Source organism: Xenorhabdus sp. PB62.4 (genome assembly GCF_014467285.1).
Taxonomy (GTDB): Bacteria; Pseudomonadota; Gammaproteobacteria; order Enterobacterales; family Enterobacteriaceae; genus Xenorhabdus.
Window position 1 is genome coordinate 132,362 of record NZ_NKHR01000008.1, and the last position, 15,896, is coordinate 148,257.

A 15,896-nucleotide genomic window follows, 5' to 3' on the forward strand; every position below is an offset into this window, starting at 1 on the left:
GAAGTTAATCACAATTCTCTTGATGTGTTTCCATTCACTCTTGAATAGATAAATTATTTTGTTATATCTTGTTTTGTATGCACTTTAACTTAGCTATGAAACGGAATCCTAAATTTTCTTTACTTCTGATGGAACAAAAACTTATGGTAAAAAGCACTATGTTATTGGTTTTGGCTGTTTTTTTTGGAGCAGGCATTGTAATGTTAATCCAATGGATGCGCCCACCTACAGAAGATCCTTACTTTTTTTTAAATCCTAAACCAACTACAGTTGGTGGTTACCACTCAGTTGAAACTCCGATTAAGCTGTATGAAAAAGGGGAAAAAGTAGATTTGGTGTTTTGGAAGGTTCCTCAACCCAAACCTAAACTTCTCTATCTTATTCCTGCTAATACTCCATCACCTAAAATTAGTTTGAATATTAAAAAACGAGAAGATTCTAATTTAGGGTTCTATGTTAGTGACATATTTAGAGGAAGTGGTCCTATACATGACCTTAAAGGCAAGCCTATTTTTGATATAAAAATATATAAAATAAATGATGATTTAACAGAAAGCATAATATATGAAAAAACTCACGCAAAAGTAACTTCTTCATCTGGGTGGTCAGGTAATAATTTATTTGGTTTAGTGGATTTTGGATCCCCATATCAATATGGACAATATCGGTTGACAGTTGAAGTGTTAGCTGACTTACCAGCATTAAAAATAGATGATTTAAGTTATTCAATTTATATTGAACAGAAATCAATAAAATAAAAGTATGTTTAAAACATGATACCGGAAAGTTCGACAGAAAAATTATTAATGGATATTGCTAATTAACGCATAGAACCCGGATAAAAAGACTGAATCGAAAAACGATAGAGCATTCTAAATCGGAGGAAATGCACGATAAAGTGATTAGTACTTTCATTGAGCGTGAGAACTATTTTTAATAAGAGAGCTAACCATTTAATACACAACCAACAATTTAAGAAAATGTTTTCAAAGAATAGCAAAAATGATGAATAATTTATTAATGTTATTATCACTTGTTTAAATTTTACATTTAGGACTATATTACCTTCTGTAAATTTATAATAAGCGTTTCGTTTAATCTTCACACTTCATTAAAATAATAAGGTCAATATAAATGTATAATAATGGATATTATGTCACAGCAGAAATTATAGCCAATGAAAAAGCAAACCTTGACATCGTTGTCAAGGAACTGAAAGTCTTGCAACAGAAAACGCTATTAGAGCCAGGCTGTGAAATATTTTTCATCCAACAATCTCGTGAAAATCCACGTTCTTTTATCATGTGGGAAAAATTTATTGACCATGACTCATTAAAGAAACACTTTGAATATGAGCATACACAGTATTATTTATCCTTAAACTTGACTGATATCGTGCAAGTTTTTACGACAGATATTATTTAACCTCATCATAATATCTCCAATAGATCTCGGGTTGCAGCTCAGGAAATAATGCCGCAACCTGAAAGATAAAAGGTATAAAGGCGCAAATCATTAAGGAGCATATTTTGGTTATTAGAATGAATTATGATGATTTACCTCAAGTCAAAGGTCCATATGTACATGCAACAAAACACCACGGTCTATTATATGTGTCAGGTTTAACGGCTTTTGGTACGGAAGCACAAACTCATAATGTAGAATCACAGACCCTTGCCATTCTCCAACAAATGACTTCGATACTTGAGCAGGAGAACAGACATAAGTCTGATCTGATAAAATTCACTATTTTCGTTAAAGATATCAACCAACTCCCATTAATTCGTCCATTGCTGTTTGATTTTTATGAAGGAAATTTACCCTCTTGCTCTCTGGTTGAAGTATCAAATCTTATTCATCCAGATTTACAAATAGAAATTGAATCAATTATTGCCCTATGTGAGTAACAGACTCGCCCACATTGGGCGAGAGCTTACGGCGATTTTAAAATAGAAACCAGCATCAGCTAGCTATATCTCTTAATAACAGTTTTTCACTCCTGATATCAGCCCTCCAATTACAGTGGTATGTTCAAGCGCAAAATAGAGTGAAGTTTTGGCTAAATCCCCTGAAAAAGCCAAAAGGTATGTACAATAGCAATGGTTAAAAAGAGGAAAACGGATAACATTCCGGCACCAAGCCAAACAAAACAATCAAATAAAATCAGCAGGGAACCAGACAGCAAAACAATCGCTGATGCGATATTAAAAAACCAATCTGGATATAGTCCCGCAGCGCGCATTTCTGCCAGACCGCCTCCAAAGTCGATAAGTTTCGCAAGTCCAGATGAAATGAAAATAACCAAAAGCAGCAGCCGGACAACAAACCATAGCCAATTACTCTCAAGTGCGTTTTCAATAAAACGTTACACCATCTATTTTCCTGATTATTAAACAAAAACGATCCCGCATTTTCTTCGCGATAAAACAGCAGGGTAGTATTTTTTACTAGTTGACAGACACAGCAACGTTGCACTATAAAATCTCAAGTTAACTTGAGGTCAATAGAGATTAAAAAAGATAAATGCGATAATTTCAATCAGGCTTTAACCATCGGCGAAGTTTCAAAACGTAACGGAAGGTGTGACAATAACGACAATAAACGTCAACTTTAACCATACTCCACCCTTAAAAAGTTAGAGCATATCACAATAACCAACTATTCAATATATGAGCGATTGCCCGGCAACACCAGTCATTAGTCATTAACGAAGCCAGCATGTCAGGGGGTTCAGCTAGCCGCACATGGACGCATACCCTGCAAAAAGAATTTAAGAAAAATAAACCATAGAGATAGCCTTCCTCAGTTTGTGATCGACTTCGTGAAAATAATAAGTTTTTATACAACGCCCTGAGATTAAAATGGCAACACACTCTGACCATTTTTAACGCTTATGGCTTTTTTGCTTTAAGATACCTATAAGACACTCAAATAGTGATAAAGATAAGTAAAATTAGAAAGGTAGGAAAATCAGGAAAGCAAAAATTCAGGGTCACAAAAAGGGACATAAAAACAATGACGTGAAATGAATTAAATATATTCATATGGTTATATTGATTTGCGATTCCGCCTCCATCAAATCTGCGATCAATCAACCATAATTTTCACTCCGATTTTTACCAAGATGCTATTGACCATAATGTTATGGAGTTACTATGAATACTGACAATGTAACGTCATCTGCTGCTGCTGAGCTGGATAAAGAAACCGGCTCCGGCAGCCGCCATTTAATGGGTGTCTATTTGAAGTTCACAACCATACTTGCTGTCACTATTTCTCTTTACTCTATTTATTCCAATGCGTTATCCAATACGCAAGAATTTTACCGCAATGCAACTTTCCTTAGTGGCATTCTGGTCTTAGGCTTTATTCTGTTTCCAATTTCCAAACGTTATTCAACTTCTAAATTCAATTATTGGGATTACTTTTTTATTCTGCTTACACTGATAAGTTATGGGTATTTTTATCTTACTTACACTGACCTGCATGTTGTGCGTAACAGTATTCCCAACACCACAGATTATGTCATGTCCGTTATCGGTATTGGGGTGCTGTTTGAAGCAGCAAGGCGCACTACAGGCTATTTCATTCCGGGTTTATCTATTTTTGCCATTATCTATGCCCTATTCGGCCAATATTTCATGGGGATCTTCGGGCATGCCGGGTTTTCGCTTGAACGTCTGCTGTTCCGCTTATTCATGACCAGTGAAGGTATTTTTGGTATTACGCTATCTACCGCATCAACAGCAATTATCACCTTTATTCTGTTTGGCGCATTTTTAAGTGTCAGTGGTGCGACTGCCCTGTTCAATGACCTTGCTCTATCAATAGCCGGACGTCGCCGGGGCGGGCCAGCGCAGGTTGCTGTTATCTCTTCTGCCCTGACAGGTTCACTCAGTGGCAGTGCTGTTGCCAACGTTGCTACAACAGGCACTTTCACCATTCCTCTGATGAAAAACATCGGCCTATCTTCCCGTTTTGCCGGTGCGGTCGAAGCTGCGGCATCAACGGGAGGCATGATCATGCCACCTATTATGGGGGCAGCCGCATTTATCATGGCGGGTTTTCTGGGTATCTCCTACACCACTATTGTGATTGCAGCCATTATTCCGGCTCTGCTCTATTATGCAGCCCTGATTATCGCTATTGATTTGGAGGCCAAGAAACAAGGATTAAAAGGTCTCAGTAAGAATAATATTCCCCAAGTTAAAGCCGTACTGAAAGCGCGTGGTTTGTTATTATTACCACTATTTATTGTGATCGGAACGCTATTAACCGGAAAAACCCCGATTTATGCCGGTTTCCTCGGCATTATCACAATTATCATCGCAAGCTGGATAACACCAGACACTTCTGTACGCATGACACCCAAAAAAATTGCTGCTGCCCTGAATGAGGCTGCTCGCGGGGCTATTCAAGTCACCGTTGCCTGTGCTGCTATTGGCGTAATTATCTGTGTTGTCACCATGACGGGCATTGGCTCTACTCTCGCCTTCAATATTGTTTCACTCACCAATAATACCCTGTGGATGATTCTGCTTGTTGTGATGGCTGTTTGTATTGTCCTCAGTATGGGATTACCTTCAACTGCCTTATATATCGTCGTTGCCGTGACAGTGTCACCCATATTAATCAAAGCCGGTGTTTTACCATTGGCGGCTCACTTCTTTGTTTTCTGGTTTGGTGCACTTTCCAATATTACACCACCTGTGGCACTTGCCAGTTACACAGCAGCCAGCATTGCTCGCGCTGATCCAATGCAGACTTCATGGAATGCGGTACGGCTGGCTTTGCCGGGCTTTATCATCCCATTTATTTTAGTGTACAACCCTGCATTATTGATGCAGGGCGACCATTTAAACGCCCTGTCCATCAGTTATATGATTCTGACTGCCCTGATTGGCATCTATTCACTTTCCATTGCCTGCGCAAATTTCTGGATGAGCAACACCCATTGGTCAGAAAGAATTCTCTTCGCGATCGCCGCGATTCTTTTAATCAAACCGGGAATGCTGACTGATCTGGCTGGAATAGTATTGATTATCGCCGCAGGAACCATACATTTTTTACGCAATAAATGGGGACATTTGAAAAATAAAAATCATGAGGAACATTCTGAAAATGTATGACGTGATTATCATTGGAGCAGGATTAGTCGGGCTTGGCACTGCCAAGGCCCTGCAAGAACGTTATCCGCACCTGCGCTTGCTCGTGTTGGATAAAGAAAATGGTGTGGCAGAGCATCAAAGCGGCCATAACAGCAACGTTGTTCACTCTGGCATTTACTACCCCCCCGGCAGCTTAAAAGCACGGCTGGCAAAACAGGGAAACCGCACGATATACCAGTTTTGCCAGCAATACGGGTTATATTACGACCGTTGCGGTAAAGTGATTGTCGCAACCCAACTCAAGGAGCTGCCTTTGCTGGAGAATATCTATCAACGAGGGGTACAGAATGGCCTTGAAGTCAAACGCCTTTCACAAGCTCAATTGAAAGAACGCGAGCCTTATGTGAATGGCCTTGAGGCAATTCTGGTGCCGGATGCAGGTATTGTTAATTACCCGGAAGTTGCCGCAAAACTGGCTGAAATTATTCAGGCCAAAGGTGGAGATATTCATTATCAACAACAGGTTCAAGGTATTTGTGAACACCGGGATTATGTTGAAGTACAAACTCAGAAAACCTGTTATCAAACCAAATGGCTGGTGAATTGCGCCGGATTGCACAGTGACAGAATTGCCCGGTTGGCAGGTTATGAAACCGGCATGAAGATTGTCCCATTTCGGGGCGAATATTATGTACTGAATAGCAGTAAAAATTATCTGGTTAATCATCTGATTTACCCGGTGCCCAATCCTGATTTTCCTTTCCTCGGCGTTCATTTTACACGGATGCACAATGGCAAGCGGGATGTCGGCCCGAATGCGGTACTGGCATTTAAACGCGAGGGATATCATAAAACGGACTTCAACCCACGGGATTTAGCAGAAGTGCTGACATACAAAGGATTTTGGAAGATTGCTACGCGCTATTTTTGCGAAGGCGTAGCAGAAATGCAGCGTTCATTTTCACGCCGTCTTTTCACTGAGAATGCCCGTCAGCTTATTCCTGATTTGCAGCCAGAAGATATCAAACCGGGGCCTGCCGGCGTTCGCGCTCAGGCACTCACCGACGATGGCAAATTGGTGGATGATTTTCACTTTGTAAAAGGTCGCCGTTCATTGCATGTATGCAATGCCCCCTCTCCAGCGGCTACGGCGTCGATAGAGATTGGCAGGGAAATTGTGAGGCAATATTTCACTGATTTTTGAGGATTGATATATTTTAAACTGACAGTTACCATTTTTTCGGTATCTGTCAGTTTGGATTAATTAGGATAGCCTTAATTAATGCGAATCAATTTATCTTCATATTGAGATAATCTTCGTTCAAAAAGTACCCCATAATAAAAGCTGTAATAGCGACAATGAATAGCATACTGATAGAATTGATGGCAGCAGTATCCCATAAAGACTGACTTAACCACAAAAATAGCAAGAAATAACAATAATCAGCTATCTTTCATCCTTGCAAATCATCCTAAAAAAGAGTTTACCATGAATAATAATTACAAATTTTATGTGGAATGGTGGTTGGAGCAGGAAAAGTTACGGACGAATAATGGAGTCCCTGTAAAAATAACACTGGCCGGAATTAAGTTATCTGTTATTCCTCAAGTATTTCTTCCATCCCCATTACAAACGCACTCTACACCATTACTTATAAAAAATATTAAGCATCGTAATTTTACTGGAAAAAAAGTCCTTGATATAGGAACTGGCAGTGGCATTCTTGCCATTTATTCTGCCCTTAATGGTGCATCTTTGATAACAGCAACAGATATCAATGACGATATATTACACCATGCCAAACATAATGCTTATCTGAATAAGGTTACTGACATCCATTTTATAAATAGTAATCTCTTTGAATCTGTCGAAGGTAAATATGACTACATATTTGCTAATGGGCCAATTTCTCCTGAATCCTGGCCAGAAAAAAAACTTTCCGGACATACCATATCAAGTTATGGGGAAACTCTTTTTAGTCAGTATCGTGACTATCTGACTAATGAAGGGGTGATGTTTATGACATTCGCAGAATTTGGCCCAACGGAGGCTTTCTACAAAACGCTTCAAAAAAATTCCGTTATACACAAAGAAAAAAGGGAGACAAAATTTGGGGTATGGTGGAGCTTTCATGAAATAAGTAAGTAAGACAGATGAGAAATTGAGCGTGAATTTGCCCAGTATTCACTGGGCAAATAAAAAAATTAAAAACGGTATTGTACACCAAGATCTATACTGTAATTCCGATTCGCAATTCCGGCTGAATCTCCTCCGGAATAATAATTTGTTCTGCTATCATTATCAATTTTCATCATATCACCTTTACCTTCACGATATTTATTCCAGACAAATGCCGTATACACCTTAACTTTCGGTGTTACATAATAACCAGCATCTATACTGATGCTATAGTAACGGACATTATTAGATTCTTCATAAAAGGTTAAATTGCGCATATAATGTTCATCGTGATCTTTAGCTTTAACCCACTGGCTGAATTTCAACAGAACATTAAATTCCAGATCTTGATAACGATACTGTCCTATCAATCCAATATAGGGAAAACGATATTTTTGTTGATAACCGATTCCTTGTGTTCCTGAAGGAAAATCGCCAACGTTCATTCCATTATTATAGATATAATGCCCCCCATAGGCTGTCCAACTGAAACGTGTTTCCTGATAACCCAATATTGCACCTAATTTATAATTAAATTGCTTAATTAACCATCCTGTCGCATTTAAATCGAATTCATTAGCATAATTAAGTGGGGAATCTGGGCTGGATGACCAGTCACTCCAATGACTTTGTTTGAATTCCCAGTCATAATCATCCATACTGCTGTTACGTGAAGTTAATTTAATCCAACCACGAGTATTCAAAGTTAGTCTATAAAAAGCATCCCAAGAAATATTTCCCTTAGCAATTAAAGCATTACCAATATTCCAATTAAGCTGGCTAATCTTATATTTCGAATTAGGATCGTAAACATATTCTTTTGATTCCCCTTTTAACCAACCTAATCCAACATCAAAAGAGAGGCTGTCAGAATTCAAATTGAGTGCTAAAGGTGATGACGAAGGTTCTGCCGATGTTGCTTCAAAAGATAGAAACACCAATGGAAAGGCTATCAATATTCTTTTCATAATTATGTGTCCTTAGTAAAAAATAAGAACATAAACCCGCTTTCCAGATCAGATCCTTTATCATCCTTAATAGCGAGTAGTCACCGAATAATTACAAAAAGATATTATCAACAAAGAAATAACTTTTGAATGACGTATTATTTATAATAACTGTATTTTTATAGTATATCGTTATGTCCTTTTACCTACGTTTTTTATATTTCGGATTACTGATTGTTGGTTTCTATATTAATGAAAATTGTAATATTAATGGAAAATAGCATTAATGGACAATGAGTTAACGGTTAGTAGCCTGATATCAAATTCAGACTACTAACGTTATTACATAAACAATACTTACCAACTCCCATAAGATGATTCATCCAACTGGGCGTAAATCAACCCATAATAATTGGCTATCTGCAACTAATGGCTTAATAACCCCTTCCCTGATATCCGGCAACCACCATGCTCCCTGACCAAAAGCAAGCTGAGCACTATTTGCACCTGTCATTTCCCAACGGCCTTTTAAAACATAAAGTACGCCACTGTGAGATGTCGGCAATAATCGCTCATCGGAAACCAATGAGATCTCAGAAGTCCAACAGGAACGGCGGGTCATAATATTGAAGCACTGGATCGGGCCATCCAACAATTCAGCATTCCCCTGAATATCGCCTGAAAAATGGAATGGTGTCATCTTTTTCACCAGTTCATGCTCCAAAAAACCCGGACTGGTCAAGCGAACACCTTTCCCTTTCAATAAAACAATGGAGCGTTCAATATCAGGGAACTGCCCCAATGCGCCACTTTGATGAATGGTCGTGAAACAGGCTCGCCAGGCAAAATCATCAGAAACTGGCCAGCAAACAATATCCCTTGTTTCGCCTCTCCCTTCAGACCATTGCTCTTTTGGTAATATTGCATAATCGAAACATTTCATTTTCATGCCACTCCCTCACCACTTTTATATTCTGTTTACAGTATCAAAAGATGATTAATGTCAAATTGTTAATAGGAACATTCGCAAATAATTCTTCCTACGACAATATTGAGATAGTTGAAGTGTGATTGATTACCCGCCTTCCTTGAGAAACATGTGGCACATGTTCCCCAAATCTTTCATTGCAACAGCCTGCATTTCATTCCATGCAAACGAAGTATTCAGACGGAAGGCATGATCAAACTGGGAACTGGTGGAGAACATACTACCCGGCGCAATACTAATATTCTTAGCCAGTGCCAATTGGTATAGGCGATTGGCATTGAAAGGCGGTTCAAACTCCAACCAAAGAAAATACCCCCCACGGGCACTGTTTACTTTCACTGACTGAGGGAAATATTCACTAATTGCCCGTAACATCTGGCCTTGCCGTTGCTCCAATTGGCGTCGCAGCCGCCGCAGATGATTGTCATACCCTCCTTGCGCCAGATAATCCGCAATGGCCAACTGAGTTGGTGTACTGGCTGACACCGTGCTCATCATCTGTAATTGCTGAATTTTCTTCGCATGTTTACCCGCAGCAACCCAACCGACCCGATATCCGGGTGCAAGGCATTTTGAAAATGATGAACAGTGCATGAAATTATTTTCTGTATCCCATGCCTTTATTGGCGCAGGAGGTTCCTGCTCGAAATACAGTTCACCATATACATCATCTTCAATCAGGGCGATCTGGTTTTGATTTAGAATTTCCACCAGCCGCTGTTTATTTTCAGATGGCATCGTGCTGCACAGTGGGTTTTGAAAACGCGACATCAACCAACAGGCTTTTATTGGATATTTTTGCACGATTTCTTCCAATGTATCTAAATCAATGCCTGTATGTGGATCTGTTTTAATCGCGATAGCTTTCAATCGCAATCGTTCTATCGCTTGTAACGCACCATAAAAAGCAGGAGATTCAATCACTACCCAATCTCCCGGAGAAGTGACGGATTGCAGGCTGAAACTTAATGATTCCATGGCCCCCGCAGTAATAACAATCTCATCCGGTGAAACGTGGATACCATGGGCAGCATAACGGCGTGATATATTGCGCCGTAACTTTTCATTACCCGGCGGCAGATTTGCCAGCGAATTATGTGGAACAAAGCGACGGGCGACTGAAGCCAGTATTTTTGAAAGTTTGGGTTCTGCCAACAAGGAAGGGTCAGGAAAAGCTGAGCCGAAAGGGATAATTTGTGGATCTTTGCATGCCTGCAAAACATCAAAAATAGACGCGCTAATTTCCACATTTTCACTTAAATTAAGTTCCCTCCCTCCCTTTGCCGCCGCAAAGGGCTTTAACCGAGTGGCGACATAATATCCTGATTGCGGTCGCGCGACGATCCATCCCTGACTTTCCAGCAATTGATAGGCTTGCAGCACTGTCATCAAGCTCAACCCTGACGATTTCACCGATTCCCGTAGTGATGGTAACCTGTCACCAACTTGCCAAATATCGTCTTCTATCTGCTGGCGTATCATTCCAGCTAATTGTTCATAACGCGTCATATGCCAGGCTTCCGGTTTAAGTGTTATAGCCAATAAACAAAAAATTGTAACTATTATACCCAAGATCTCTATGTTCTACTTATCCACACTTTCTAACTTCGTTTGCCCATATACCCAATCGATTTCAATAAGAGGTCACTATGTTCGGGTTAAATGCCCTTGAACTTGCAAGGATACAATTTGCATTTACAGTTTCTTTTCACATCATCTTCCCCGCTATTACGATAGGCTTAGCCAGCTTCCTCGCGGTATTGGAAGGTTTATGGCTTAAGACAGGCAATACTGATTACAAAACGTTATACCACTTCTGGTCAAAAATTTTTGCAGTTAATTTCGGTATGGGCGTTGTTTCTGGCTTGGTAATGGCTTACCAATTCGGTACTAACTGGAGTTTCTTCTCTGATTTTGCTGGTTCTGTCACAGGCCCTTTGCTGGTTTATGAGGTGCTGACGGCATTTTTTCTTGAAGCCGGATTTTTAGGCGTCATGCTGTTTGGCTGGAACCGGGTCGGAGAAAGGCTGCACTTTTTCGCAACTTGTATGGTGGCGCTTGGTACGATTATTTCCACATTCTGGATATTAGCTTCCAATAGCTGGATGCAGACGCCACAAGGCTATGAGATCGTTAATAATCAAGTCGTGCCCGTTGATTGGCTCGCGGTGATTTTCAATCCTTCTTTCCCTTATCGTTTACTGCATATGGGAACTGCTGCATTCCTCGCCTCAGCATTTTTCATTGCTGCTTCTGCTGCATGGCATCTGCTAAAAGGTAATGATTCATCAGCCATACGGAAAATGTTGTCAATGGCAATGTGGATGATTCTGTTCATTGCGCCGTTACAAGCCATGATTGGCGATATGCACGGGTTAAATACATTAAAACACCAGCCTGCTAAAGTTGCCGCAATGGAGGGCCATTGGGAAAATCACGCAGGTGAAGCCACGCCATTAATTCTGTTTGGCATCCCTGATCAAGAAACAGAAGAGACACGTTATGCCATCAAAATTCCTTACCTTGCCAGTCTGATCCTGACGCACAGTCTGGATAAGCAGGTTCCGGCACTGAAAGAATTTATCCCCGAAGATCGCCCGAATGTCTTTATGGTGTTCTGGTCATTCCGTGTCATGGTAGGACTTGGGATGTTAATGATTATTGCCGGAATCTGGGGGCTATGGCTGCGTCATAAAAAACGCCTGTATGAAAATCGGTTTTTTCTTCGTTTTATGCTTTTAATGGCACCTTCTGGTCTTATCGCAATTCTGGCTGGTTGGTTTACTACGGAAATTGGTCGCCAGCCATGGGTTGTTTATGGCCTGATGCGCACCAAAGATGCCGTATCAGCGCATGGTGATATCCACGTGAGTATTAGCCTGCTGATTTTCTTTGTCGTCTATGCTGCTGTTTTCGGTATCGGTTACATCTATATGATGAAACTTATCCATAAAGGTCTCAATCAAGATCCCAATAAGGAGTTAACAAATGGGTATTGATCTCCCCCTGATTTGGTTCCTGATCATCATATTCAGCACCATGATGTATATCGTGATGGATGGTTTTGATCTCGGCATCGGTATTTTATATCCGGCAATCAAGGAACAATCTGATCGGGATTTAATGATGAATTCTGTTGCTCCCGTCTGGGATGGTAATGAAACTTGGTTAGTACTGGGAGGAGCCGGGTTATTTGGTGCATTCCCATTGGCCTATGCTGTGATTTTAGATGCTCTGGCAATCCCGCTGACCATTATGTTGTTAGGCCTGATATTTCGTGGTGTCGCTTTTGAATTTCGCTTCAAGGCTACCCCGAAACACCAACATCTTTGGGATAAGGCGTTCATGATCGGTTCAATACTTGCCACCTTTATGCAGGGTATCGTCGTTGGTGCGGTTATTGAAGGTTTTCCCGTCGAAAATCGTGTTTATGCCGGTGGTTATTTTGACTGGCTGGCACCTTTCCCTCTATTTTGCGGGCTTGGTCTCGTTGTCGCCTATGCCTTATTAGGCTGCGGCTGGTTGGTGATGAAAACCGAAGGGCACTTGCAACAACAAATGTATCGCATCCTGCGTCCCTTGACATTACTGATACTTGCAGTCATTACCATCATCAGTATTTGGACACCTTTGGCCCATTCAACGATTGCTGAACGCTGGTTCAGCCTGCCAAATCTGTTTTTCTTCATGCCCGTACCATTACTGATATTATGGTCAAGCTGGAACCTATTGAAAGCCAGGCAGAACTCAAGCCATTACTCTCCATTTTTTATCGCATTGTTACTGATTTTCATGGGATTCAGTGGATTGGGGATCAGCATTTGGCCCAGTATTATTCCTCCTTTCATTAGTTATGAAGAGGCCGCATCGCCACCTCAATCATTAGGTTTTATGCTGGTTGGTGCCTTATTTATCATCCCGATCATTTTGACTTATACCTTTTGGAGTTATTATGTCTTCCGAGGAAAAATCACTCACGAACAAGGTTATCACTGAAACTGATCCACAACGTCCCTCAATATGGAAACGCTTAGGTTGGATGATTACAATCTGGCTTTGCAGTGTACTTGCTCTCTACGCCGTATCCACGTTATTTCGCGCCTTAATGACAACAGCGGGCATGAAAATCCAGTGATAACTAACCCTTTTTAATTAATTGAGCTAAGGTTTTGATCAGGACAACAAGAGGATTGTTTAACTGATGAAAACCTTCTCTGACAATCCAGTAACGGCAACAGGCTGGTTGTGTGGTACGGCTATCGCCATTAATTTGTTTGTGCTTCTGTTTCTGGGATTCAATACCCCACTCTCGTTGATTGAAAAACTGTGGGCAATTTTTAACGTTCTGAATATATTACTTTTATTTATTTTGCTCCATAGAGCAAATTTCATTTCATTTCGTATCACCTTATTTTCAAAATTATTTTCCACAAAGAAGCAAAGAAAAATAGCGATTCTGAAACAGGAAAAACAATACTTACGTTTTCTCATCTCCGTTCATTCTCAGCTAAACCTTAATACTGCATTATCTGATAATTTTCATATGGTATTTTACCGACTGAACCAGTTAGTGCCTTTCAAGGAAGTCAGGATCACGCTTTATCACCCACAAAGGAAATACCATTTTGAGTACCCGGATAATATTTTAAATAACTATCTTCCACGAATGATGAAATGGGATTTATATGATAAACAGACTTTCCACGGAATGATCCAGATCTTAATTCATCGGGATCAGGTTTTATCTTCTTATGAAAAAAATTTAATTCAGTCCGTTACTGACGCACTGGCAAGGCATATATCGCTCAAAAATACAGTGCGCCAACAAATTAAACAAAGTATCAGCGATGACCGGAAAGCTATTTCCAGAGAGCTGCATGATACTGTAGCGCAATCATTTCTATTCCTGAAGATTCAGATTAATAGTTTGCACTTTCGCACCGATAAATTCTCTCGACAAGGATTGATCTCCTTAAGGATGATCAAAGAAGAGTTGGATATCGCTGGTCAACAATTTAGAGAAATGCTGGTCTCACTACGTACAGAGAGAAACCATCATGATTTATTTGAATCATTGAAAGCCTTAATCAAAGAATTCAACCACCGACTGGGTTTTAATATTGAATTTCATTACCGGATCACGCACCAAATTATTCCCATTGGTCATGGCCGGCATCTGGTGCAGATTATCAGGGAAGCACTGAATAATTGCTATAAGCATGCTGCTGCGACTTGGATCAGCATCCGTATTTATCCTGTCGGGAAAAAGATTATTACCGTTATTAGCGATAATGGTCGTGGAATGCCTCTGACTCTGACAGAACAAGAACAATTTGGTCTGGCAATTATGCGAGAACGGGTATCTTTGATTTCAGGTAAGATGAAAATTAAAAAACGCAGAAAAAGTGGCACAGAAATTGAAATTCAATTTCCGCTGTAAACGACCTTGTTTAGTATTTTGTGTAATCGCCACAATCCCCCCACAAAATGAAAAACTCTGCTTTAGACTGTCAAAGTTATTCCCCCAGCCACAGGATTAACTGGGGGATGGGTTTCTTTGCAGCGATGTGTATGCTCAGGTCTATCAGCTATAAGCCAATAATGCTTTCTGGCACAATCTGGAACGCACGCAATCCTGCTGGGAAAAGTGAATTACACTGACAGATTCATCATCGAAAAACCTTTCTAAGGCATCCACCAATCCAGATGTTATGTTTCCCGGCAAGTCACATTGACTAACATCACCATTAACAACCACTGTTACGTTTTCTCCCAATCTCGTTAAAAACATTTTCATTTGGTTGACTGTAACATTTTGTGCCTCATCAAGGATCACAAACGCATTCTCAAATGTTCTTCCGCGCATATAGGCAAAAGGCGCAATTTCTACTTTGCCAATTTCAGTACGCAAGCAATATTGCAAAAATGAAGCCCCCATGCGTTTTAATAACACGTCATAAACGGGCCGGAAATAAGGGGCAAATTTCTCTGCCATATCTCCGGGGAGAAAACCAAGATCTTCTTCTGCCTGCAATACAGGGCGTGTCACAATAATTTTATCAACTTCTTTATTGATTAAGGCATCCGCTGCCATTACTGCACTAATGTATGTTTTTCCGCAGCCAGCTTCACCATTAGCAATAATCAATTGCTTATTATTGATCGCCCGCATATAGCGGTACTGAACTTCACTGCGTGGCAGAATTTCTGAAGTGTCCCTGTTTTCACGCGCCATTCCAATAGCCTCAACGCCTCCAACTTGCACCAATGAGGTGACATTATCATGATTCCGATAACGTGATTGCCGCATGTCCTTTTTTAACATTCTTCTCACTTCACGACGCGATTTGATCACTGCTTTCTGTCTACCCATAGTCATACACCTTATCGTTAGTTTCACTATTGCGGTGTTCTATCATTGATAGAATAACTAAGTTATGCCCTTCACCTTTCACGCTACAATTTGCAAGGTATCGGGTATATATCGAACAGGTAGGAGCTCCCTTTTCAGCTCATTAAGGCCCATAAAAAAACCGACGCTAAGATCGCCACTATTTTTATTAGTGACATTGATCCCAATCGCCGGTTCCTAACCGAGAATGCAGTTTCAGTCTCTGTCATTAGCATTCCTCGCATCTTTCCGCTTTCTTTGGTGTAACCTAACGGACTATGAT

15 protein-coding genes and 1 pseudogene are annotated in these 15,896 nt (G+C 40.4%); 11 read left to right on the plus strand and 5 right to left on the minus strand.

Features of this window, described 5'->3' with window-relative positions; genetic code table 11:
* Window positions 1-143: 143 nt before the first annotated feature.
* The 4 genes and pseudogenes from Xenpb_RS09580 to Xenpb_RS09595 all read left to right on the plus strand — a co-directional run bounded on the left by Xenpb_RS09580 (window position 144) and on the right by Xenpb_RS09595 (window position 1,907).
* A complete protein-coding gene (locus Xenpb_RS09580; protein WP_187654104.1) occupies window positions 144-758 on the plus strand; it encodes a hypothetical protein in 615 nt (204 codons plus the stop codon).
* A 62-nt stretch (window positions 759-820) separates the two neighbouring features.
* Window positions 821-937, plus strand: a pseudogene (locus Xenpb_RS09585) (IS1 family transposase); the annotation flags it as partial.
* Window positions 938-1,134: 197 nt separating this feature from the next.
* Window positions 1,135-1,425, plus strand: a complete 291-nt coding sequence (locus Xenpb_RS09590; RefSeq protein ID WP_187654105.1) for a putative quinol monooxygenase — start codon at window positions 1,135-1,137, stop codon at window positions 1,423-1,425.
* Between the two features lie 116 nt (window positions 1,426-1,541).
* A complete protein-coding gene (locus Xenpb_RS09595) occupies window positions 1,542-1,907 on the plus strand; it encodes a RidA family protein (protein WP_222942928.1) in 366 nt (121 codons plus the stop codon).
* Window positions 1,908-2,059: 152 nt separating this feature from the next.
* Here Xenpb_RS09595 and Xenpb_RS09600 read toward each other — a convergent pair whose 3' ends face one another.
* Complete coding sequence (locus tag Xenpb_RS09600; protein WP_304952543.1) at window positions 2,060-2,305, minus strand: DoxX family protein; 246 nt, start codon at window positions 2,303-2,305, stop codon at window positions 2,060-2,062.
* A gap of 850 nt (window positions 2,306-3,155) precedes the next feature.
* Between Xenpb_RS09600 and Xenpb_RS09605 the strand changes: the two genes are divergently transcribed.
* The 3 genes from Xenpb_RS09605 (at window position 3,156) to Xenpb_RS09615 (ending at window position 7,257) form a co-directional block, all read left to right on the plus strand.
* Entirely contained in the window at window positions 3,156-5,129 is a 1,974-nt protein-coding gene (locus Xenpb_RS09605) for a TRAP transporter permease (RefSeq protein ID WP_187654107.1), read from the plus strand.
* Window positions 5,122-6,312, plus strand: a complete 1,191-nt coding sequence (gene lhgO, locus Xenpb_RS09610; RefSeq protein WP_187654108.1) for an L-2-hydroxyglutarate oxidase — start codon at window positions 5,122-5,124, stop codon at window positions 6,310-6,312. Before Xenpb_RS09605 ends, lhgO begins: the two co-directional genes overlap by 8 nt.
* A gap of 285 nt (window positions 6,313-6,597) precedes the next feature.
* Window positions 6,598-7,257, plus strand: a complete 660-nt coding sequence (locus tag Xenpb_RS09615) for a methyltransferase (protein WP_187654109.1) — start codon at window positions 6,598-6,600, stop codon at window positions 7,255-7,257.
* A 56-nt stretch (window positions 7,258-7,313) separates the two neighbouring features.
* Here Xenpb_RS09615 and Xenpb_RS09620 read toward each other — a convergent pair whose 3' ends face one another.
* The 3 genes from Xenpb_RS09620 to Xenpb_RS09630 form a co-directional block, all read right to left on the minus strand.
* Entirely contained in the window at window positions 7,314-8,255 is a 942-nt protein-coding gene (locus Xenpb_RS09620; protein WP_187654110.1) for an omptin family outer membrane protease, read from the minus strand.
* 358 nt (window positions 8,256-8,613) lie between these two features.
* Window positions 8,614-9,183, minus strand: coding sequence for a HutD family protein (locus tag Xenpb_RS09625; protein ID WP_187654111.1), 570 nt, complete (start codon window positions 9,181-9,183; stop codon window positions 8,614-8,616).
* Between the two features lie 126 nt (window positions 9,184-9,309).
* Window positions 9,310-10,731 carry a PLP-dependent aminotransferase family protein gene (locus tag Xenpb_RS09630; protein WP_187654112.1) on the minus strand — a complete coding sequence of 474 codons (1,422 nt, stop codon included), beginning with the start codon at window positions 10,729-10,731 and terminating at the stop codon, window positions 9,310-9,312.
* A gap of 140 nt (window positions 10,732-10,871) precedes the next feature.
* Between Xenpb_RS09630 and Xenpb_RS09635 the strand changes: the two genes are divergently transcribed.
* From Xenpb_RS09635 to Xenpb_RS09650, 4 genes are all read left to right on the plus strand, one after another.
* Window positions 10,872-12,221 carry a cytochrome ubiquinol oxidase subunit I gene (locus Xenpb_RS09635; RefSeq protein WP_187654113.1) on the plus strand — a complete coding sequence of 450 codons (1,350 nt, stop codon included), beginning with the start codon at window positions 10,872-10,874 and terminating at the stop codon, window positions 12,219-12,221.
* Window positions 12,211-13,218, plus strand: coding sequence for a cytochrome d ubiquinol oxidase subunit II (cydB, locus tag Xenpb_RS09640; protein ID WP_187654114.1), 1,008 nt, complete (start codon window positions 12,211-12,213; stop codon window positions 13,216-13,218). The genes Xenpb_RS09635 and cydB overlap by 11 nt, the downstream gene beginning before the upstream one ends.
* Entirely contained in the window at window positions 13,175-13,357 is a 183-nt protein-coding gene (locus Xenpb_RS09645; RefSeq protein ID WP_187654115.1) for a DUF2474 domain-containing protein, read from the plus strand. Before cydB ends, Xenpb_RS09645 begins: the two co-directional genes overlap by 44 nt.
* Before the next feature lie 66 nt (window positions 13,358-13,423).
* Window positions 13,424-14,662: an ATP-binding protein gene (locus Xenpb_RS09650; RefSeq protein ID WP_187654116.1), complete on the plus strand. Its 1,239-nt coding sequence runs from the start codon at window positions 13,424-13,426 to the stop codon at window positions 14,660-14,662.
* Between the two features lie 144 nt (window positions 14,663-14,806).
* On the opposite strand, the gene phoH is transcribed toward Xenpb_RS09650, so the two are convergent.
* Complete coding sequence (gene phoH, locus Xenpb_RS09655) at window positions 14,807-15,595, minus strand: phosphate starvation-inducible protein PhoH (protein WP_187654117.1); 789 nt, start codon at window positions 15,593-15,595, stop codon at window positions 14,807-14,809.
* Between the last annotated feature and the right edge of the window lie 301 nt (window positions 15,596-15,896).